General features: G+C 49.1%; 14 protein-coding genes, 1 tRNA gene and 1 pseudogene. 8 read left to right on the top strand and 8 right to left on the bottom strand.

All coding sequences use genetic code 11. From position 1 onward, the window contains the following. The 4 genes and pseudogenes from GCWU000325_RS00815 to GCWU000325_RS10875 all read right to left on the bottom strand — a co-directional run. Window positions 1-900 (bottom strand): annotated as a pseudogene (locus GCWU000325_RS00815) (IS4 family transposase); the annotation flags it as partial. Between the two features lie 620 nt (window positions 901-1,520). Further along, the gene (locus tag GCWU000325_RS00810; protein WP_006253988.1) at window positions 1,521-2,372 is read right to left on the bottom strand and encodes a 4-hydroxy-3-methylbut-2-enyl diphosphate reductase; all 852 of its coding nucleotides are present in this window, start codon (window positions 2,370-2,372) and stop codon (window positions 1,521-1,523) included. Window positions 2,373-2,386: 14 nt separating this feature from the next. Continuing rightward, complete coding sequence (cmk, locus tag GCWU000325_RS00805; protein WP_006253986.1) at window positions 2,387-3,073, bottom strand: (d)CMP kinase; 687 nt, start codon at window positions 3,071-3,073, stop codon at window positions 2,387-2,389. A gap of 14 nt (window positions 3,074-3,087) precedes the next feature. Then, complete coding sequence (locus GCWU000325_RS10875; protein WP_050756594.1) at window positions 3,088-3,774, bottom strand: TonB family protein; 687 nt, start codon at window positions 3,772-3,774, stop codon at window positions 3,088-3,090. Window positions 3,775-4,096: 322 nt separating this feature from the next. On the opposite strand from GCWU000325_RS10875, the gene porQ reads away from it, so the two are divergent. The 5 genes from porQ to GCWU000325_RS00775 all read left to right on the top strand — a co-directional run bounded on the left by porQ (window position 4,097) and on the right by GCWU000325_RS00775 (window position 12,361). Further along, a complete protein-coding gene (gene porQ, locus GCWU000325_RS00795; RefSeq protein ID WP_006253983.1) occupies window positions 4,097-5,089 on the top strand; it encodes a type IX secretion system protein PorQ in 993 nt (330 codons plus the stop codon). Between the two features lie 5 nt (window positions 5,090-5,094). Further along, a complete protein-coding gene (locus GCWU000325_RS00790) occupies window positions 5,095-6,060 on the top strand; it encodes a polyprenyl synthetase family protein (RefSeq protein WP_006253982.1) in 966 nt (321 codons plus the stop codon). 35 nt (window positions 6,061-6,095) lie between these two features. Then, complete coding sequence (locus tag GCWU000325_RS00785) at window positions 6,096-6,878, top strand: TatD family hydrolase (RefSeq protein ID WP_006253981.1); 783 nt, start codon at window positions 6,096-6,098, stop codon at window positions 6,876-6,878. 912 nt (window positions 6,879-7,790) lie between these two features. Then, complete coding sequence (locus GCWU000325_RS00780; RefSeq protein ID WP_006253976.1) at window positions 7,791-9,272, top strand: hypothetical protein; 1,482 nt, start codon at window positions 7,791-7,793, stop codon at window positions 9,270-9,272. A 260-nt stretch (window positions 9,273-9,532) separates the two neighbouring features. Beyond that, on the top strand, window positions 9,533-12,361 hold the full coding sequence (locus GCWU000325_RS00775; RefSeq protein ID WP_169303804.1) for an outer membrane beta-barrel protein: 2,829 nt from the start codon (window positions 9,533-9,535) through the stop codon (window positions 12,359-12,361). A gap of 721 nt (window positions 12,362-13,082) precedes the next feature. On the opposite strand, the gene GCWU000325_RS00765 is transcribed toward GCWU000325_RS00775, so the two are convergent. Both GCWU000325_RS00765 and GCWU000325_RS00760 read right to left on the bottom strand, forming a co-directional pair. Further along, window positions 13,083-15,104 (bottom strand): dipeptidyl-peptidase 3 family protein, encoded by a 2,022-nt coding sequence (locus GCWU000325_RS00765; RefSeq protein WP_050756611.1) that lies wholly within the window; start codon window positions 15,102-15,104, stop codon window positions 13,083-13,085. Between the two features lie 113 nt (window positions 15,105-15,217). After that, entirely contained in the window at window positions 15,218-16,675 is a 1,458-nt protein-coding gene (locus GCWU000325_RS00760) for a TrkH family potassium uptake protein (protein ID WP_006253971.1), read from the bottom strand. A gap of 190 nt (window positions 16,676-16,865) precedes the next feature. Here GCWU000325_RS00760 and GCWU000325_RS00755 point away from each other — a divergent pair, with 190 nt between their 5' ends. The 3 genes from GCWU000325_RS00755 to GCWU000325_RS00745 all read left to right on the top strand — a co-directional run bounded on the left by GCWU000325_RS00755 (window position 16,866) and on the right by GCWU000325_RS00745 (window position 18,112). Further along, complete coding sequence (locus tag GCWU000325_RS00755) at window positions 16,866-17,333, top strand: SRPBCC family protein (RefSeq protein WP_006253969.1); 468 nt, start codon at window positions 16,866-16,868, stop codon at window positions 17,331-17,333. A 73-nt stretch (window positions 17,334-17,406) separates the two neighbouring features. Beyond that, window positions 17,407-17,952: a hypothetical protein gene (locus GCWU000325_RS00750; RefSeq protein ID WP_006253968.1), complete on the top strand. Its 546-nt coding sequence runs from the start codon at window positions 17,407-17,409 to the stop codon at window positions 17,950-17,952. A gap of 75 nt (window positions 17,953-18,027) precedes the next feature. Next, a tRNA-Leu gene (locus GCWU000325_RS00745) sits at window positions 18,028-18,112 on the top strand. Window positions 18,113-18,395: 283 nt separating this feature from the next. On the opposite strand, the gene GCWU000325_RS12305 is transcribed toward GCWU000325_RS00745, so the two are convergent. Together GCWU000325_RS12305 and GCWU000325_RS00740 are read right to left on the bottom strand one after the other, a co-directional pair. Continuing rightward, window positions 18,396-18,536 carry a LuxR C-terminal-related transcriptional regulator gene (locus GCWU000325_RS12305; protein ID WP_006253967.1) on the bottom strand — a complete coding sequence of 47 codons (141 nt, stop codon included), beginning with the start codon at window positions 18,534-18,536 and terminating at the stop codon, window positions 18,396-18,398. 20 nt (window positions 18,537-18,556) lie between these two features. Further along, window positions 18,557-19,168 carry a hypothetical protein gene (locus tag GCWU000325_RS00740; RefSeq protein ID WP_006253966.1) on the bottom strand — a complete coding sequence of 204 codons (612 nt, stop codon included), beginning with the start codon at window positions 19,166-19,168 and terminating at the stop codon, window positions 18,557-18,559. Between the last annotated feature and the right edge of the window lie 179 nt (window positions 19,169-19,347).

Genomic DNA, 19,347 nt, shown 5'->3' with positions numbered 1-19,347 from the left:
CGAGGTCATGTCGTTAGTCAGGAGGGAGATGAGTTTGCGCTTCTGAACATCGACATAAGTGACGATGCGTGCGTGATGGACAATGCTGGAACCGCCCTTGAGTTTCTTTCGGAAAGTAACCCGTTGTACACGAACCTGCATCACCCCTTCCGGCGTTTGACACATGACATCCTCCTCTATCGTGTATTGCAGGTTTTTCTTCATCTTCGTGACATAGACGACGCCGCGCTCCGTCATTTGCTGAAACTTCGCATAGTCGATGTAGGCACGATCCATGGCAATGATATCCCCCCTGTTCAACGTGGCCGGCAAGAGCATAAAAGAGTCGTTGGTGGCTGCGGAAGTGAAGCGGATGTCCGATGGAACTCCCTCGTTGGCTTGGATTATACTGTGCACTTTGATACCCCCTTTCTTTTTACCTGTTTTGGGATGTCTGCCTACGCCTTTGAAGAGCAGGTTGGAGAAGAGGGTAATCGTTGTGGAGTCGATTATCTTCAGCCGTTTCATCCATTTCGGTTCATTTTTTCTTGTGCACAACCGGCTGTCCGAAGAAAGAAGATGACGATGCTTGGCGTATAAATCCCTATAAACGGCCTCAAAGACCGCCTCCGAACGCCTTTTGTTTCCATCCGCCAAAGTGCTCCTTGAAGTCATCATGAAGATGCCGAGATGGCGCAGCTTACAGGCCTCGGCCTGAAGGGACGCGGTGATTTCACGTAGAGAGTCGAAACGCATGATGACGGCATAAAGCATCACAAGCAGATGAGTCCAAGCGTCAAAGCTCTTGACATAGCGTTCTGCGCCCTGTTCGCTGCTTATGCGGAGGATTTCGGACTTGTTCAACAATTTTATGATCTGAGAATAGAGCGGCTGTCCGCTAAAATGTGTACTTTTACCCATGGTTAAATGTTTTTTTGTCGAATACAAATTAACCATTAAGGGCTGACTTTACAAAACGAAATCAGCCCTTTACTTTTTGCCCTCTCCAAAAGAACGGCATATCAATCAAAAAACTTTTATCGGACAGCAATAAATCTTTATAGCGAATGTTTAAAATTCGCAGATGGTGTATGCTTTTACGTTTACGCTTATAAGTAGGCCAAGCGCACGCTTTTTTGTGCTCTATTACGAAGTTTCGCCATAAAATCTGCCTCCTCTTGCAGTATATGCCGATTCAGTCGGTTGGCTGCCAAACTTATGTGAAGTCAATAAGTAATCACAGAGAAAAATAATACACGTTGCTTAATCGCATAATCGCCTTTTGGCCGCTTTAAGCCTACAATGAAATTATGATTTAGAGACTGAAGGCTGCTAAAAGACCACCTGCAGATGCCGCTTTTTGCTTTGCTCAATACAGCAAGAAAGAGAATGATAAAGACTTGGTATATAGATAGAAACGAATAAAGAAAAGGCCAACGAACCCGCAAGTTCGTTAGCCTTGTTGTATGCTAAATGTGTATTTTTCGAATACTGATGGCCCGCCATCGCAGGCGCATCTGCAGCATAGGGTAGAAGGGCGCTCAGAGTTGGCGAATCGCGTCGCGACATGCCTCCATCAGCCATTTCGGTGTAGACGTTGCGCCGCAGATACCTACACTTTCTGCTCCCTGAAACCAATCTGCTTGGATCGCAGCGGGCGTGTCGACCATGTATGTGCGGGGATTAACTTGCCGAGAAGCCTCGTAGAGCATTCGCCCGTTGGAGCTTTTCTGCCCGCTTACGAAGATGATCACGTCGTGGCGCGCTGCAAAAGTGCGAATGTTGGGCAGGCGATTGGCCACTTGGCGACAAATCGTGTCGACAAATTGAAATTGGGCCGGCGCTTCGATGTGTTGCCGAATGTAATCAATCACTTCGTGGAAGCCATCCAGTGACATGGTCGTTTGCGAAAAGAGGTGAATGTCGCGCTTAAAGTCCAACTGCTTTGCCTCTTCAAGGCTTGTGATGACGATGGCGCGCCCTTCCGTCTGCCCGACCAGACCTACTACCTCCGCGTGGCCTCGTTTGCCATAAATAACCAGTTGTGCGTCGGGCGATTCCTTGTCGATCGCTTTCACGCGCTTTTGCAACTGCAACACAACGGGGCACGTCGCGTCAACCAACTTGACCCCATTGGCTGCCGCCAGTCTGTACGTCTCCGGCGGCTCGCCGTGAGCTCTCAAGAGTACTTTTGCATCGCGCAATTGTGCGAACGAGGCGTGGTCGATCGTCTTCATTCCAAGCGTTTGCAGGCGCTCCACCTCGCTTTCGTTGTGGACGATGTCGCCCAAACAGAAGAGCGCCGGATCGTTTTCCAACTCGCTTTCAGCCTTCTTGATGGCCGTGGTCACGCCGTGGCAGAAGCCCGAGTGTATATCTATTTCTATCTTCATAAAAGTAGCCTTTCTTAGCGCGTGGCTTGTTCAAATCGCTCCATCAACCAAGCATCTTGCTCCGCAATGGAGAGTTGCCCATTATCAAGTTCGAACGCGTCGGGCGCTTTTCGTAGCGGATCGACTTCGCGGTGCGTATCGATATAATCTCTTTCAGATACGTTTTTGAGAATCTCGTCATAATCGGCTGCCAAACCCTTGTTTCGCATCTCGTCGTAACGCCGGCGAGCACGCACTTCAGGCGATGCCGTGACAAAAATCTTTAGTTCGGCTTGCGGAAATACGGCTGTACCGACGTCTCGCCCGTCCATCACGATGCCCTTTTCAGTGCCCATCGACTGCTGCAAAGCCACGAGCGCTTTGCGCACGAAGGGCAGCGTGGCAACTTGGCTGACGCGCGAGGAAACTTCCATCGTGCGGATCTCCTCTTCGACATCGGCGCCGTTGAGGAGTGTATGCGGCTGCTGCGTGGTCGGATTGAGGCGAAACGAGATGCTGACTTCCGGCAGCATAGCTTGCAGGCCTTCTGCATCTATCGACTTGTCGCTAAAAAGTCCTTGACGCAAGGCGAAGAGCGTCACAGCGCGATACATCGCACCCGTATCTACGTAGATGTAACCCACGCGCCGGGCTAAGGATTTAGCCATTGTGCTCTTTCCACACGAGGAATAGCCGTCGATAGCCACTATAATCTTTTTCATAATTGAGAACTATATCATTTGATTTGAAAATGGACGGTCACGGAAACTTGAACTATGGTTACCTTTCCGCCGTTTCGGCCCGGTTTCCATTGGGGCATTTCGCGCACAGCCTTGAGCGCGATTTGCTCTAATGCGGGGTGGAGCTTGCGAGATATGAACGCCTCGCGCACTTGCCCTTGCTTGTCAACCAGAAATGAGACCTCAAGATCGCCTTGTACGCCATACTGGACGCAGGCCTTGGGATAGTCGATATGGGCATCAAGATATTGCATCAGAGCTTTGATGCCGCCCGGGAATTCCGGCATTTGTTCGACCACTTGCGTGGGCGTTAGCGTTTTTCCTTCTTCCGGAAGATCTTTGCGATCAGCGTTGTGGGCCGAGTCGGCGCGTTCTTCTGTGTTCGTGGCCTTATCGTCGTTTTCCGTATTGGACGCATTCATCCCGAAATCCTTCTCCTCAACCGGCGTATCTACGACATCAGGCACATTAAGCTTGCCCCCCGGCAGCGCACGCACCTTCGGGACGTGGCGGCCTGCGGCCAAAGCCTTAAATTCGTGGCCCTCCTTAGCCTGATCCGGATGCAACTTGGAAAATTCGTTGTTAAGCTCAGCCGTAAACTGCTTCAGGCGGTGATTGATAAACAGGCTAATTGATAAAGGAATGGAGATAGTTAAGAATAAACCGATAAGGAGTGCCCACAAAGCCCGAGCGTAACGACGCCCGGCAGTCCTCCGGAGCTCGTACGCCCCATAATCTTTGTTTCTTCCCTCGAATATAAGATTACACCAGGCTCTTGATAATAATTTGTCCTTACTCACGTTTACCCTAATAAGGCAAGATGTGGGCCAAGCCGCACCAAGGTAGTGGTCGTCCGCTTCCCGGCGGCGATTATCCGCTCCCTTGCAGCGGTCAGCCGCTTTGCCATATAAAAAATCAAGGCGCTGAAGGCCCTTATTTAAGTTGCAAAAGTACGCCCAAAATCTAAAATTAGGCGTACCTTTGGCGAGAATTTTACACAACGTAATGAAAAAAGCTTTATACGCAGTCATAGTTTTATTCCTCTTGGTCTTAGCGTTTCCCGCTTTAGCCCAAGAAGGCACGACAACATATCAAGTTCTTAAGCTCCCCGCATCTGCTCATGCAGCGGCCTTGGGCGGAGAGAATATTTCGGCCATTGATGATTCGCCGGCGGCGGGTTGGAGTAATCCGGCTTTGTTCGCAAATGTGAGTGATAAGTCCTTAGGACTCGATTTTATGACCTATAATTCCGGCAGCCTTTATTTGGGTGCGCAATACGTCCAAGCCTTTGGCGAGCGCCACACTGCCGCTGCCGGACTAAGCATATTGAATTACGGTAAAATGGATGAGACCGACGAAACAGGACAACGCATCGGCAGTTTTTCGCCTAAGGATATGATGCTCTCTTTGGCTTATAGTTACCTGCTTTCTGAGCGATGGACGGGCGGCGCGTCTTTACATTTCATCAATCGCAACTATGCCGGCTACACCAGCTTCGCAATGGGCGTCGATTTGGGCTTGAATTATTTTAATGAGGAGACGGATTTTTCTTTTTCCATCGCGCTACGCAACATCGGAATGGAGGTAAAATCGTTTTATGAGACCAGTCGCGACAAACTACCTTTTGATATGCAGCTTGGTTTGACAAAAGGACTCGCCCACTTTCCCGCACGTCTCAACTTTACGCTCACAGATTTGACCCATTGGAAGTCGTCTGATTTCTACTTGCCCCCGGGTAAAACCAGTTTGAGCGCTACCCAGAAACTCTTGAATCACGTAGTCGTCGGCGTAGACATCTTGCCGACCGACAATACCTATATCGCGCTGGGTTATAACTTCCGTCGCGGTTACGAACTCAAAGTCGGCGACGCGCAGAAGATGGCCGGCTTCACGCTGGGCGCAGGTTTGCAACTTCAGCGCTTCAAGTTTGGCGCCTCCTACGCAAAATATCGTGTCGGCGCAGGGAGTTTGCTTTTTAATGTCGCTTATACGCTCTAAATACAATGGAAAATTTCTTAGCACAAATAGAAAACGCCTTATCGCAGCAGGCATACCCCACACGCCCCGCCGGACTTTACGAACCCATTGCCTACGCCCTTTCGGGAGGGGGCAAACGCGTGCGCCCGCATCTGACTTTGCTGGCCTGTTCGCTTTATTCCGACGACCCCGAGAAGGCTATACCCGCTGCGTTGAGCGTAGAAACCTATCATAACCATACGCTGCTCCACGACGATCTTATGGATGGGGCCGACTTGCGTCGGGGACGTCCTACCGTATTCCGAAAATGGGATGCCAATACTGCGATTCTTTCCGGCGATACGATGCTTATTTTGGCCTTTAATCACCTCTTGGAAGGCGGCTATCCCAATGCTGCCGAACTCCTTCAACTCTTGGCCCGGACAGCGCGCGAAGTTTGTGAAGGACAACAATATGATATGAACTTTGAGCAACGCAACGACGTCACCGAAGCGGAGTATATCGAAATGATTCGTTTGAAAACGTCCGTCCTCCTCGCTTGTGCGCTCAAGATGGGTGCACTCGTGGCCGGCGCACCTGCGGATCAGGCCGATTTACTCTATCACTTTGGCGAACAGATCGGATTAGCGTTTCAGTTGCAAGACGATTATTTAGACTGCTACGGAGATCCGGCCGTTTTCGGCAAGCAGATCGGTGGCGACATCGCATCAGCGAAGAAAACCTATCTGCTTATCAACGCTTTAGAGTCCGCCGACGAAAAGCAGCGTGCCGACTTGAACCGCCTTTTGTCCGACGAAGCGATGCCGCGTGCTGAGAAATTAGCCGCCGTCATACAGATATATAATGCCTTAGACATACCCGCTCGCTGCCAAGCCCGCATTTCAGCCTATTACGAAGCGGCGCGCGAAGTCTTCAATCAACTGAACGTAGCCCCCGAGCGCAAACAGCCGCTATGGGACTTTGCAGAGAAGATGCTGCATCGCAATAAATAATCTCTACCGTCACTCTGACGAAGTCCAAGCACGCTATGTTTATAGATACCCACGCACATCTTTATGGTGAGGAGTTTGATGCCGATCGCGACGACGTGATCCGGCGCGCTCTGGCCGCAGGTGCGGAGCAGATTATCCTGCCCAATGTAGACGAAGCCTCGATCGAGCCGATGCAGCGCCTCTGCGATGCCTACCCCGACCTGTGTTTGCCTACGATGGGCTTACAGCCGGAAGAGTTGCCCGCAGATCCTCGCCCCTTGCTCGACAAAATGGAGCAACTCTTAGCCACGGGCCGTTATGCAGCTGTGGGCGAAGTCGGCGTAGATCTGTATTGGGACGCCGGTCGGCGCGAAGAGCAATTGGCCGTCTTCGATAGAGAAATCCGTTGGGCCGTTCGCTTCGACCTGCCACTGCTGATTCACGCCCGCGCGGCTCATCGCGAGATTGTAGATGCTTTGACGCCCTATGCCAAATCCCTCTGCGGCGGCATCTTCCATTGCTTTGCCGGAACGGCCGATGAGGCTTGCGAACTCCTTGGCTTTTCTCGCTTCTATTTGGGTATAGGCGGTATCGTCACGTTCAAGAAATCTACGCTCCCCGATGTGCTTCGCGCTGTTGTGCCCTTAGATCGCATCGTCGTAGAAACCGATGCGCCCTATATGGCTCCCGTTCCACAACGCGGCAAACGCAACGAGAGTGCCTTTATCCCCCACATCATCGCCAAACTGGCTGAAGTTTACGAAACTACGCCCGAGCGCGTGGCCGCTATCACCACCGCTAATGCCCGCCGACTCTTTCGCTTAGCCTCGCCGGCTTGATCCTGCTGCGTTGAGCGCTTATTTCATCATCGCCCTTGCCCATAAAGTGCAGTTCTTGTAGGCCGCTTTTTATCTTTAGGGCGAAAAATAAAGTTGGCCGGCCGTCCTTTGACGATACAAATGCTTAATGAGCAGCGATAAAAGCTTATAAATTTGTTGCTTAATCCCTATTTTCAGACCGATCCGCATCGGTCTTTTTTTGTATCCCATTGCAGCGCTCATCGTTTGCTGCCGGCAAACCATCGTTTGGTGGGAGCATACTATCGTTTGGCGGCAGCAAACTATGGTTTGGTGGCAGCAAACGAAGGTTGTGCCGTGCTCGCGTTCGCTTCAGTGCAGCATTGGGCGGCGCAAACTACTTGCTTTTCGATGCTATATCGCAGCGTAAGTCTTAAAATAAGCCATAGAAGGCTTAATAGTTGCGTATTTCTCACCATTATCAATGGAACTGCGGGGTGCGCTTTGGGCTGTTTGTCTTCCCAAAAGCCTACTCCTCTTTGCCAATTCAAATTTCTCCAACCTCACTTTTAGCCACTTTGTCGGATAGTGCGGATGGCCCGTTTTATAGTCCGTTTTTAGTGTCACATTTTTTTACATTTACACGCTGTAATTTGCTGCCATTTTTCTGAAATTCGACTTTTTTCGTGCCGATATGCGAGAAATGTAGCTGAAAAGCCTAACAAACCCGACTGAAATTTTGTCGAATGAAAATAAAATCCCAACTTGCAGCTGTAAAACACGTAAGTCTGTCGCCGCCATGAGCGTCGCAGCCTACTGAGAGTCGATGATAAACGGCCTAAAGTAGCTCGATATGGAATCAACTTATAAACCTATTAACCATCTTTGCGAGGCTTAGCATCAGAAGAGAGGAGATGCGACTTCGCAAATCGACATTTAACGCACTTATTTACTATGGTATCAAAACTCATTACTATTCGACGGAGCGTCATTTTGTGTACGCTTCTTATTTTGACTGGTTTGCAGTCGCTCAAAGCGCAAACTGAAAAACACTACGGGCTGTTTATTGCCGGCAAAGAGGTTACTGACAAGGACGATTTCAGCGATTTGCGCCCCGAAGGTTGGGTGAGCGGGACGATTAGTTACGATCCCGGCGCTCGCAAGCTAACGCTTGACAACGCCGTATTTAATGTGCCGAATGATGAAGTAGCCTTCCGCTTTGCAGAAACTGACGAAGAGTTTAACATAGAGGTATATGGCTCGCATACAGTCATTACATCTAAGGGCGCAACCTTATCATCGGCAGCTCCCATAAAGATTTTCGGTGCTGGAGCCATTACTTTCATCAGTGAAAACGACGCTGCTATTTTGATGGAAAACGCTTCGCAACTCACGATCAGCGATGCTTGTCGCCTCGATCTGCGCGGAAAGACTTACGGCATCGGAGGTGCTGCAGATAAGTCGTCGTCTTTGATGATCGAAGATGCGACCGTGAAAGCGCAGGGCGCAACGGCCTCCATCGGGCGCTTGGCCGAGTTTGCAATGGATCTATGCCACTTCGCAGAGCCCGAAGGCCTCGAATTTAAAGATGGTAATGTGATGCAGGGGGACCAGATCTGCACCGCACAGATCAAGATCGAGCCGGACGAAATGCGCTACGGCATAAATATTTGCGATAAGCCGTTGACGTCAGAAGACGATTTCAGCGACATCAAACGCGACCAAATCACAAGCGGAAAGGTCAGTTATGATCCCAAAACGCGTACTTTGACGCTGGAAGAGGCGGTGATTCAGATGACAGGCCCGCTGGAGAATGCCATAGACTTTGACGAGACTTCAGAACCCTATACTTTGGTGTTCAAAGGTGCGAACAACGAAATTTCTTCCGGACGCAGCGCAGCCCTAAGTTCGGGCTCACCGCTTACGATCAAAGGCGAGGGTGCGGCTGTATTTACCGGCGAGGAAAATTGCGGTATCTACATTTACAATCGTAGTAAACTGACCATCGCAGACGGATGCACCGTGACTTCTAATGGGAAGTGGGCTGTCAGCGGCAACTCCTACAACCTGCAGGAAACGCTGCTGATCGACAATGCTACGCTCAAAGCGAAGAGTACGTCGAACGATGGCGGCGGCGTGATTGGCTTTAAGGAGATTACGCTCAAAGATTGTGAGATCTTAAAGCCTACCGGTGCGAAAATAGCTAAACTGACCGATGACGAAGGTTTGACCTACATGGGCATTGCATTGGACGGAAAAGCCGTAAAGGGCGAGGTTGTGATTGCGCCGCGCAGTGTTGGCGTCGCTCAAGTGGAAACTTCGCCGCGCGCAACAACAACTATTTACACGCTAAGTGGCTTGAAAGTCAACGAAAGTTTGGACCGCTTGCCTAAAGGGCTGTATATCGTCAACGGGCAAAAGGTTGTAAAATACTAAAATTCGATTTTAATCATTCTATCCCGGCAGAAATCCTCTCCTTCTGCCGGGATTTCTTTTGCGCATTTGCGGACGAGGGCGTCAGAAATCAGATGCCGGCGCTGCTTGGTTTGTTATTGTTGAGACAAAATAGTATCCAAAGCGCTCTACATAAGAAAAAAGTAAATAGAGATCCTTTCCTTGTTGTGTAATAGTCGGATTTTGCGACTAAATTACTATATTTGCGCATCGTTAATCCTAATATGAAGACTGTAAAACCTATGAAAATCCGCCTTATATCCCTTTTGCTGATTTTTTCGGCCTGCTTTAGTAGCGCCTTTGCCGATATTGTCGTCGGCAGAGTCGTAGATGCGCAAACGAAAGCCCCACTGCCTGATGCGCAAATCGAAGTTCAGCAACACTTTATGGGAGCTTTAATCTCCTCTTCCTACACTACGGACAGCTTGGGCGTATTTGAGCTGCAGGCCTTCTCACGTCAGTGCGTGCTGAGCGTAGAATATTTGGGCTATTATAGAGTTAGGCGCAACTTTCTCGCAAGCGAGGGCGAGGATACCATACGCTTGGGCGACATAGCCTTGAAGCCGTCGGATGCATATTTGAAGATGGCGACCGTAACCGGGAAAGTGCGCCGCTTTGTCGTGCATGGAGATACCGTACTCTTTAACCCGCGCGCTTTTAAGTTGGACGAAGGCGCACGGCTTGAGGAATTGCTTAAACAACTTCCAGGTGTGACGTCCAAAGATGGTAAACTTTATTGGATGAACAAGCCATTGCGCATCGTGATGAATGGGAGCGAAATTTTTTCCAATGGGGAGGCGTTGATGGGGCGCTTGCCTGTGGAAGCCGTAGATCAGATTAAATCTTACAACAAGCAGTCTGAGTTTGCCCGACACACGGGCCGCGACGACGGGAAAGAGGATCGGGTCCTCGATATTACGATTAAGAAAGGCTGGCTCGATAAATGGTACGGCACGCTCGGGGCTTCGTGGCAGACGCTCAAACGCTACGCGCTCAATGTCGATGCAATGCGGCTCAGTAAGCAAGATCCCTTGTTAGCATATGCCAATATTAACGATATAAATTCTTATTGTTCGCGCAAAGATTTCAATGATAGTTACAACAATGACATAGATAATTTCGGCCGCGAAAAGGCCGCCGCTTTCGGCTACAAACATAGTTGGCAACAAGCCCATAAACCGGAAGGACAAGTTGATAACTTTTTTGCAGTAACCGGCAGTTTAGGCCGCGAACATGGCTATGGGACGGACTATTCGACGCAAGAAAATTTCCTCAGCTCCGGTGCGCATTCGTTTGGAGCGGGAGAGGAATCGCGCTATAAGCGAATGCTGCGGCCGCAACTTAATTTTGCGTTCTTTGCAAACATAGATTCGCTCACGACACTCAATATGACTGCCGATGTAGGCTTTAATCGCACGCAGTCGAGTCGCATTAACCGCAACATTACCACAGATATCGACCCCTACGGCTTTAGTCGGCAGCCGATAGATCGGATTTTTGACGCTTTGCCCGGAGATACACTGCTTCGCCACACGATTGCTACGCAGCGGGCCGCTACTTCCGGCCTTTCCGAAGCGTTTACAACCAACGTTTTCGCTTATTTGAATCACGTCTTCCCGGATAAGAGCGAATTAGCCTTACACGCCGAGGCTAATTATAGCCATACGCGCAATGATCTCAATACGCTGCGCCGCTTGCGCTACTTCCGCACGGCCGGCAGCAACGCCTATGAGAATCAGTATTTACGCTCGCCCGAGCGGAGTTTGAAAACGTCTGCGACGCTCTATTATAATAAATGGTTGAGCAAGCAAGCGCTATTCACCTTCGAATATGGCTTTGAGTATAAGCGAGGTCTGCGTCGGCGCGACTTATTTCGACTTGATCGCCTGCCGGAATATGCCAACCCCGACGCCGTACAAATCGATTACCACGCCCCTGAAGAGCAGCGACTCCTATCTGTGTTTGATCCGGTCAGTAGCTATCGCCACCATTTCCGCGAAACGAACAACTCAGCCGAAGCTTCCATCCTCTTGAGGTGGGGAAAGTTCAGCTTTAAGCCCGAACTGGGTTGGGAATATGCGAATGAGCGCATCGAATATCGCCAAGGCAGCATCGATACTATGGCTGTGCGCCATCAGCATCTGTTTTTTCCTCATCTGAAAGTCGAGTATAAATTCTCGCCGACTTCAATTCTTGAGGCTAACTATGGTTGTAAGACCACTCCGCCCGAATTGATCAATACAATAGCTTATGTAGACAAGAGCGATCCGCTCTTTATACGTCGCGGTAACCCATTTTTGCTCAACACACACGAGCATAAAGCAGAGCTGGCTTATTATGGCAATTTTACGAACCACGAGCAGAGCATCATGTTTTCTTTGCAGTTTAATAAGTATAAGAATCCGGTGCAGACGACTTTCTTCTACGATCCCGCAACGGGCGTTATGCAGACGAGTTTCGCCAATGTGCGTGGTGGCTATGATTTTATACTGCGAACCAATTACTCGCGCGCACTGAACGACCAACTGACGCTTGCCAATTACTTAAATATTTATTCCTTACGCAGTTATGCCTATCTTACCGGTACGAATCCGAGCCTGCCGCTCCTGCTCAACAAGCGCCATCAATGGATTTGGAGCGATAGAATCGACCTCGAATACCAGCAAGACGCTTGGGATATTAAAGGACACGCACTCTTTTCCTACTCCCGCAATATAGATGATCAGAGCATCAGCGCCTATCCTCATTACCTCTTCTATAAATATGGCGTCACTGCAAAATATCGTTTACGGGCTTGGACTTTCTATACGCAGCTCAATGTGATCAATCGCCATGGTTATAATCTCAGTGCGAACAGACGCCATATGTTTATCTGGGGCGCAGGTGCGACTCTGAAAACCTTGAAAGGAAGAGGTTGGATACGGCTTGATGTAGACGACATCTTGAATCAACAAACGTATTACGAAACTTCGCTCAACGCCTATCAACGTACAGAGCAGTGGCACAACGGAATGCATCACTATGTGCGACTTTCGTTTAGCTATGACTTTGACCCCAAAGGCCAAAAGTAGGCTGCCGAGTTCGCGGCATCCGCTTGTGCGCGCTTTGTGTTGAACATCTGTTTATAAAAAGCCCGATTATCCGCCGATAGTCGGGCTTTATTGTGGCCTTGCATCAAGTTGCCCCCTGCTTCGTCTTATGATTCTCCGGAGATGATTGCATACGAAGATCCTACCGTCTGCAGCGCTTACAGCAGGTCTGCATCGACGCGAAACAAACGCTTTACTTCTCATAACGAGCGTTGATCGCTGTTAGTCGTTTGCTCCTTTCCGTTACATCTCCGCTTGTCGTTGTTCGCTAAAATGTTGATTCTTAGTGTTTCCACTCTTCTGCTGACTTCTCTGTGGCATATACTTTTATTGTTTGGCGGCAGCAAACTATCGTATGCTGGTACCAAACTATCGTTTGCCGCCACCAAACAATGGTTTGCTGCCGGCAAACCATCGACTAATGCGTGTTGCGCAACCAAAGGCGAGGAGAGAAAGATGGAAAATGAGCATCGGCTATGAAGATTCAAGCTCCGGTCGTCAACGAAAAGCAGCGGTCTGAGGCGCTATCCGGTTTTCAGCTTTCGCCCATCCGACAAAAGCAAAATCAAGAGGGACGGCGGTGAGAGATACGGGCCGCTGCGCAATAAAAATAACGGCAACAGATCTTGAAAGACTGTTGCCGTTAGTGTGTAGGCCTGACCTGCTGACTCGCATATAAGGCGGCCGCAAGCCGAGTTGAGGCTTAGTTGATGTCGGGCAAAGTGTTGTAGTCGCGACTATAGCGCAGCATCTGATCGTCGTAAGACTCCGTGTAAGAGATCTTGACGTCCGTCACGCGTCCTTGCGCATCCTTCACGGCCGTATAAACCGGATTGATGAAGCCTTTGTAAGGAGCGATGTTCAATTTCGCATAGCGTGCCAGAATTTCTTTGTGCAACTGCGGGTCAACTTTGACGCCGTAATCCTCAACCAAGCGGCGCGCGCCGGCAAAGTCGCCTTCGCTCTTCACGCGCTGAATCTCAGCAAGCAGTTTTCCGAAGAGTTCGCGCAAAGCCGGATAGTCGTTGATCTTCACGTAAGTTTTACCACCCTTTTTCACAAGTTCGACCACTTTATTCGCCTTACCCTTCTCGTAAGCCCAATGAGCGATGAGCGCGCGGTTGCGCATGTGCGCCTCTTCCAAGTTGTTGCCCGGTTGAATGCGGACCAACTGCGTCATAAGTCCGTTCATCATATACGTATAATACTGCGCCTTGTAAGCATCTGCGTCGGGCGTGAGTCCCAGCTCGACCAATTTGGCGTCAGCTAAGTAGTAGAGACCGAAAAGATCGGCGCGTGCTTCTTCAATCGGCGATGCGTAGACCTTCAAAGAGTCGGGATTTGTGCCGTCGAGCAACTTTCCGCTGCCGTGACCCAGACATTCGTGAAGGTCCGTATGAAGATCTTCGTCGTTGTCGCCATATTTGTTGATCAAATCCTGCGTGGCCTTGTCGATAACAAACTCCGCTTGGAAGCCATTACCGTGAGCGGCCTTGTTGTATGCGTCGGTAAGATTTCCGATCGTGACGCTCTTAGAGCCAACCTCTTTGCGAACCCAGTCAGAGTTGGGCAGGTTGATGCCGATTGCCGTCGAAGGATACAAATCGCCGCCCAAGATGGCCGCCGTAATAACCTTTGCCGTAATACCTTTTACCTTTTCTTTCTTGAAACGCGGATCTACGGGCGAATGATCCTCAAACCATTGCGCGTTTTTACTGAGTTTCTCCGTGCGCTTTGTAGCTGCGATGTTCTTAAAGTTGACAATAGCCTCCCAAGATGCCTTCAAGCCGAGCGGGTCTCCGTACGTCTCCGTGAAACCATTGACAAAGTCGACCAAATCCTCGGTAGCGTGAACCCAAAGCGTAGAGTATTCGTCGAAAGTGCGGAGGTCGCCCGTGCGATAAAACTCGATGAGCTTGTCGATTACGGCCTGCTGCGCCGGTGTGTCGCAATAGGGGCGCGCTTGCTGGAGATTGTAGATGATTTTCGTGATCGCGCTGCCGTAAAGTCCGTGTTCGCGCCATACGAGTTCGGTTAAACGGCCGTCTTGTTTAACCAAACGGCTGTTTAAACCCGTCATTATGGGGAAAGGATCATTAGGCGCTTTGCGCTGTTCGTAAAAGAGTTCCGCCTCAGCTTGCGTTACGCCCTCGCCATAATAGTTGCCGGCCGACGTAAGTATGAGGTCCTGGCCGTCAGCTTGGTTGGTACGCATCTTCATAACGTTCGGGTCGAACATCACGGGGAAGATCTCATCGCAGAGCGCGTCGACCGTTTGCCCTTGTCGGAGCGGAAGCTTGCTTGCTGCTACTTCGTGGAGCGCTTTGCGGAAAAAGTCTTGCGAGAATGCGGGCTGAAACTTCTCATTGCCGTAGTGGTGGTGTATGCCACTGCTGAACCAAACGCGCTTCAAGTAGTCGTGGAGCGCCAGAAAGTCCTTCGACTTGCGGTTGCCTTTATAATCCGTGAAAACCGTCTCCAGCATACGGCGGATGCGGAGGTTGTAGCGCCCATTCTGATCGAAGAGAATGTCGCGCCCCTGCAAGGCGGCCTCAGATAAATAATAGATGAGCGTCTTCTGACGGAGCGTGAGTTGTTCAAAGCCTTCGACTTTGTAGCGAAGCATTTGAATGTCTGCAAACTTCTCGTCAGTGTACTTAAACTTGTCGGACTGGGCCGAGGCGACTGTAGAGAGCGCAAAAAACATAATCAGTAAGTGTTTCATATTATTGTTTTGATGAGGAAACTTGATCCCCTCGGGTTTATTCTCTTGTGTTTGGTGGGTGAAGGAAGGAGCGCGTAGAACAGAAATGGCTCGAAGCGTAGCTGCCGGCCGCCTTAGTTGTCGCGCCAAAAGCCCGGCATAAACGGCAGCAGGATAGAGTAGATCTCTAAACGGCCGGCCAACATTAAAAATGAGTCTATCCAAAGCACAGCATCAGGAAATACGTCCCACGAATCCAGCGGTCCGACAACGTAACCATAGCCCGGCCCGACGTTGCTCAAACACGTGATGCAGCAAGATACGGAGTCGAGCATCGTAAGTCCCATCGCCATCATTGCTGTTGTGCCTAAAGCCGTCAGAATAATGTAGAGCGTGATGAAAACAAAAATGTTTCGCACGACGCCGTTGCTTATCAGTGTGCCGCTAATGCGGATGGGAAAGACGGCACGCGGATGTAACATACGCTTAAACTCGCGCACGATTACTTTATATATGGTCAGGATGCGGATACATTTGATTCCGCCCGATGTACTGCCGGCACAGCCGCCGACAATCGTGATGAAAGCAACGAAAACCCAAGTGGAAGGGTCCCAATTCATAAAGTTTTCTGTCGTAAAGCCCGTGGTCGATTGTATAGATATGGTGTGGAAAAACGAGAGACGGGCAGCATCGGCCAGCGTGCGGTGATCGCGAAAGTAAAGTACCAGCATCCCGATGAGGGCAATGGTAAGAACAATGCCAAGAAATACGCGCAGTTCGTCGTCTTTCCACATATCTTTCCAATGCTTTTTGAAAAAGCCGAGGTATAAAACGGTAAAGTTGAGGCTGGCTAAGACCATAAAGACCATCAGAATGTTTTCGATGCGCGCCGAATGGAAAAAGGCAATGCTATCCTGGTGTGTTGAGAAACCGCCTGTAGCCATCGTGGAGAGTCCGTGGTTGATAGCATCGAAAGTATCCATTCCGCCGAGATATAAAGAAACGATACAGGCCAGCGTAAGGAATACATAAAGGCCGCCAATCCAGCGCGCCGTGGAGCGAACGCGTGGGTGCAGTTTGCCGATCTTAAGGCCGGTAGATTCTGCTGTGAACATCTTCTGTTCGCCTGCGTCGGCGTTGGGTAGAATTGCGATCGTGAAGAAGACAATTCCGACACCGCCGACCCAATGGGTGAGGCTGCGCCAAAATAAAATAGAGTGGGGCAGTGCATCTATGCCGTTGAGTGCCGTTGCGCCGGTCGTCGTAAAGCCGGACATCGTCTCAAAGAAGGCTACGGATGGCCGCGTGACGATACCGCTTAGGAGGAAGGGCAGCATTCCAATAATGGAGAAGAGCAGCCACGTAGTAGATACAATTAAAAAGGCATCGCGGCGGCCCATTCCTTGGTTCTTTGAGCCTCCTAAAAAATGGAAGAGTAAGCCGAGCGAGACGCAGATAAACGTGGGAATGCCAAAGTCAACCAGTGTGCTTTCATGATAGATAAAGCCTACGCCGCAGCAGGCGGCCAGCATTATAGCCTCAAGAAAAAGCAATTGTCCGAGGACAAAAAGTATAACTTTATAATTCAGCATACACGTATTTTCTGCAAAAATACGCCAAACAACGCGAAAGGCAAAGCGTTTTTATAGGCATTTTGCTTGGCGTGTAGGGTGCTGCTCTTGCTGGGAAATGTTACATAATGATGCTTTTTAAGCGGAAAACTTGCGGAGACCGTAAAAACTCCCTAACTTCGCCGACCTTATTCCTTTTTACACAGAAAAGATGCAAAAGTTTGAGAGTGAAATAAAGCAACTAAGTGCTCCGCAAGTGCGCGTTTATGAGAAATTTAGCGATTTGCGCAATCTGCAAGCGCTGCGCGAACGACTGAATGACCCGCTTGTGCAAGAGAAGATGCAAGCGGCCTTGTCCGACGAGCAAGTGGCAGAAGCTAAAAAGCAACTGGAGACGCTTACTTTCGATGCTGACAACGTGACGATTCAGTCGCCCGTAGGGCAAGTCACGCTTACGGTCGTTGAGCGCGAGGAGCCGAAGTTGATCAAGTTTGAAAGTGCAGGCAGTCCTGTGCCCTTGAACCTTTGGATTCAGATTATGCCCTCGGGAGAAGGCTCAAAGTTGAAGGTGACAATAGGCGCAGAGGTCAATATGTTTATGCGGGCGATGGTGGCTAAGCCTTTGAAGAAAGCGGCTGACGGACTGGCCAATATGCTGTCTGCCGTTGCCATCGACTAATTCCTTCCCCCTCTTTATGCTTTTTAAGCAGTCAGACGGCAATAAGTCGCTGCTCTATGCGTATATATAGCGTATGAAGCGCTTGTTTTGCTTGTTATTTGTAAGTTTGTTTCTTTCCGGCTGCTTAGAGGTGCCTCAAAGCGAGTATGCGAAAGTGCATGCTTTCTTGCGCTTGTCGCCCGTTTCAGCAGTTCCCCCGCTTTTTCAGGCGCTGAACAGTCCCGGCCTTTTCTGTACGATTTCTCGTGAACCGAGTCATTACCTTATCCGCAGTGCGGAAGGCAAGGAGGTTGCTTTATCAGTCACGGCTTTGGAAGCCTATAACCGGCCGGAGATGATAGCAGGCTTTATCGTAGGTACGTCTGACACGCCTGATCTAAACGGCACTTTACTACCTGTGGCTTACGACTTGGTTTGTCCCAATTGCTATACGAAAGAAGACATAGAGCGTAAGCTGGTTTTTCAAGACAGACTGACGATGCTGTGCCCGCGCTGCAATAGATCTTATAGTTTGCGCAACGGCGGCATTGTCGTGGCGGGCGAGGCTGGTATAAAGCTGTTTAAGTATCGCATACAAGGCTATAGCCGGGCTAGTGATGTCTTGATTATTAATAATTAGTAGGCTTAATCAAAACAAACTTGCCCAAAGTCTGCGCTATTTGAAAAATAACTTTTATCTTTGCGCTCGCAATCTGCTCAAATGGTGGAATGGTAGACACGAAGGACTTAAAATCCTTTGGCCAGAAATGGCTGTGCGGGTTCGAGTCCCGCTTTGAGCACGGAGGCAGGCGATTGCCACGGACAATGCTATAAAAGTATTGTTCGTGGCAATCTTTTTTTTTCTACTACCGCTCTGGTTACAACTTTGCAGTCTTCTTTTTCTTTGCTGTCGGCAGCAGGTTTCCCTATTCCTCAAGATGTTTCGTACATAACCGAAGTGCCTTGATCCTGCATACTTTTAGAACAATTATCAGGTTTAAGTCCTAATCGTCTTTTACGCTAAGGGCGCCTTCTTTAATTGTTTATTTTTTTATCTCTACAACAATTAAAATCCCTGATAGCTTAAATCAATTTGTGGTGTGTCGCTATAGCAATAGCCTCAGATATTTTACTTACACCAAGTTTTAGGAATAGACTTTTACGATAGCATTTTACCGAATCTTTCGAACGTTTGATTTCTTCGGCAATCTGATTAACAGACAAGCCTTGGTTTGCTAATCGAATTACTTTTTTTCGAATTCATTCAACTCTATGTTGTCAATCTGCTCCCAGCGTTCACTATTTAAGGAAAACTTCCACTTCATATCTGAATTAATCTTCGTCATAAACGCGACACCTATTTCTTGTGTAGGTGCTAACGAAACTATACAAAGAGCCAACCAAACATTTCCCATTGAATCTAATTTGAGAGGAGTTACCTGATGATTTAGCAAGATTTTTTCTCTAGAATGTTTTTGAGTCATTCGGAAGTTGTAAGAGATGACATACTGAGTGCGTTCTGTTGCTGGGATCCCTCTAAGAAACACAGAACTAATTCGATTTACTTGAGAGAGAAATTCGTGGTCTTCTTTTGGAATGCGTTGATAATAGAAATTAAATCCTTCTTGATATGCATTTTCTACCCGCTCTCCACAGAGAAACAATGGGTTGTCGGATATATACAGGAAGTTCATCCTGTTGTAGTCAATGATATAAAGAGATTTGTATGTGATTCGAGCAAAAGCTTTTGCTGAATCGATATAAGGTTGTAGGTCATTGTATTCCTCACCCTTTATAAGAGGACGAACACCTTGTGGTGGTTGAGGTGAATAATGATCGTGATGAGAGGCTTCCACTTGGCAAGTAATACTATATTAATCGAGTTCAAAGATAGCTTTTTGGCCGTAGAATCATTACCCTAAAGGGTAAAAAACATCGTTTTCGGGGAAAGTTTACGAAATTTCTCTTTTTTGGAATTGTTACGATTTCTATAACTTTATACTTTTGCCGGTGTTAAGATGATCAGTGCGCGCAG

Origin of the sequence: Alloprevotella tannerae ATCC 51259, assembly GCF_000159995.1 — a bacterium.
Lineage (GTDB): Bacteria > Bacteroidota > Bacteroidia > Bacteroidales > Bacteroidaceae > Alloprevotella > Alloprevotella tannerae.
The sequence above is the reverse complement of the archived record's forward strand: the minus strand, read 5'-3'. Positions and strand labels throughout refer to the sequence as shown.

Excerpts from the sequence above, each read along its gene's own strand:
- GCWU000325_RS00755 (WP_006253969.1), top strand. The coding sequence starts at position 16,866 with ATGCAAAAGTTTGAGAGTGAAATAAAGCAACTAAGTGCTCCGCAAGTG.
- GCWU000325_RS00775 (WP_169303804.1), top strand. The coding sequence starts at position 9,533 with ATGAAAATCCGCCTTATATCCCTTTTGCTGATTTTTTCGGCCTGCTTT.
- GCWU000325_RS00780 (WP_006253976.1), top strand. The coding sequence starts at position 7,791 with ATGGTATCAAAACTCATTACTATTCGACGGAGCGTCATTTTGTGTACG.
- GCWU000325_RS00785 (WP_006253981.1), top strand. The coding sequence starts at position 6,096 with ATGTTTATAGATACCCACGCACATCTTTATGGTGAGGAGTTTGATGCC.
- GCWU000325_RS00765 (WP_050756611.1), bottom strand. The coding sequence starts at position 15,104 with ATGAAACACTTACTGATTATGTTTTTTGCGCTCTCTACAGTCGCCTCG.
- GCWU000325_RS00750 (WP_006253968.1), top strand. The coding sequence starts at position 17,407 with ATGAAGCGCTTGTTTTGCTTGTTATTTGTAAGTTTGTTTCTTTCCGGC.
- cmk (WP_006253986.1), bottom strand. The coding sequence starts at position 3,073 with ATGAAAAAGATTATAGTGGCTATCGACGGCTATTCCTCGTGTGGAAAG.
- GCWU000325_RS00790 (WP_006253982.1), top strand. The coding sequence starts at position 5,095 with ATGGAAAATTTCTTAGCACAAATAGAAAACGCCTTATCGCAGCAGGCA.
- porQ (WP_006253983.1), top strand. The coding sequence starts at position 4,097 with ATGAAAAAAGCTTTATACGCAGTCATAGTTTTATTCCTCTTGGTCTTA.
- GCWU000325_RS00810 (WP_006253988.1), bottom strand. The coding sequence starts at position 2,372 with ATGAAGATAGAAATAGATATACACTCGGGCTTCTGCCACGGCGTGACC.
- GCWU000325_RS00760 (WP_006253971.1), bottom strand. The coding sequence starts at position 16,675 with ATGCTGAATTATAAAGTTATACTTTTTGTCCTCGGACAATTGCTTTTT.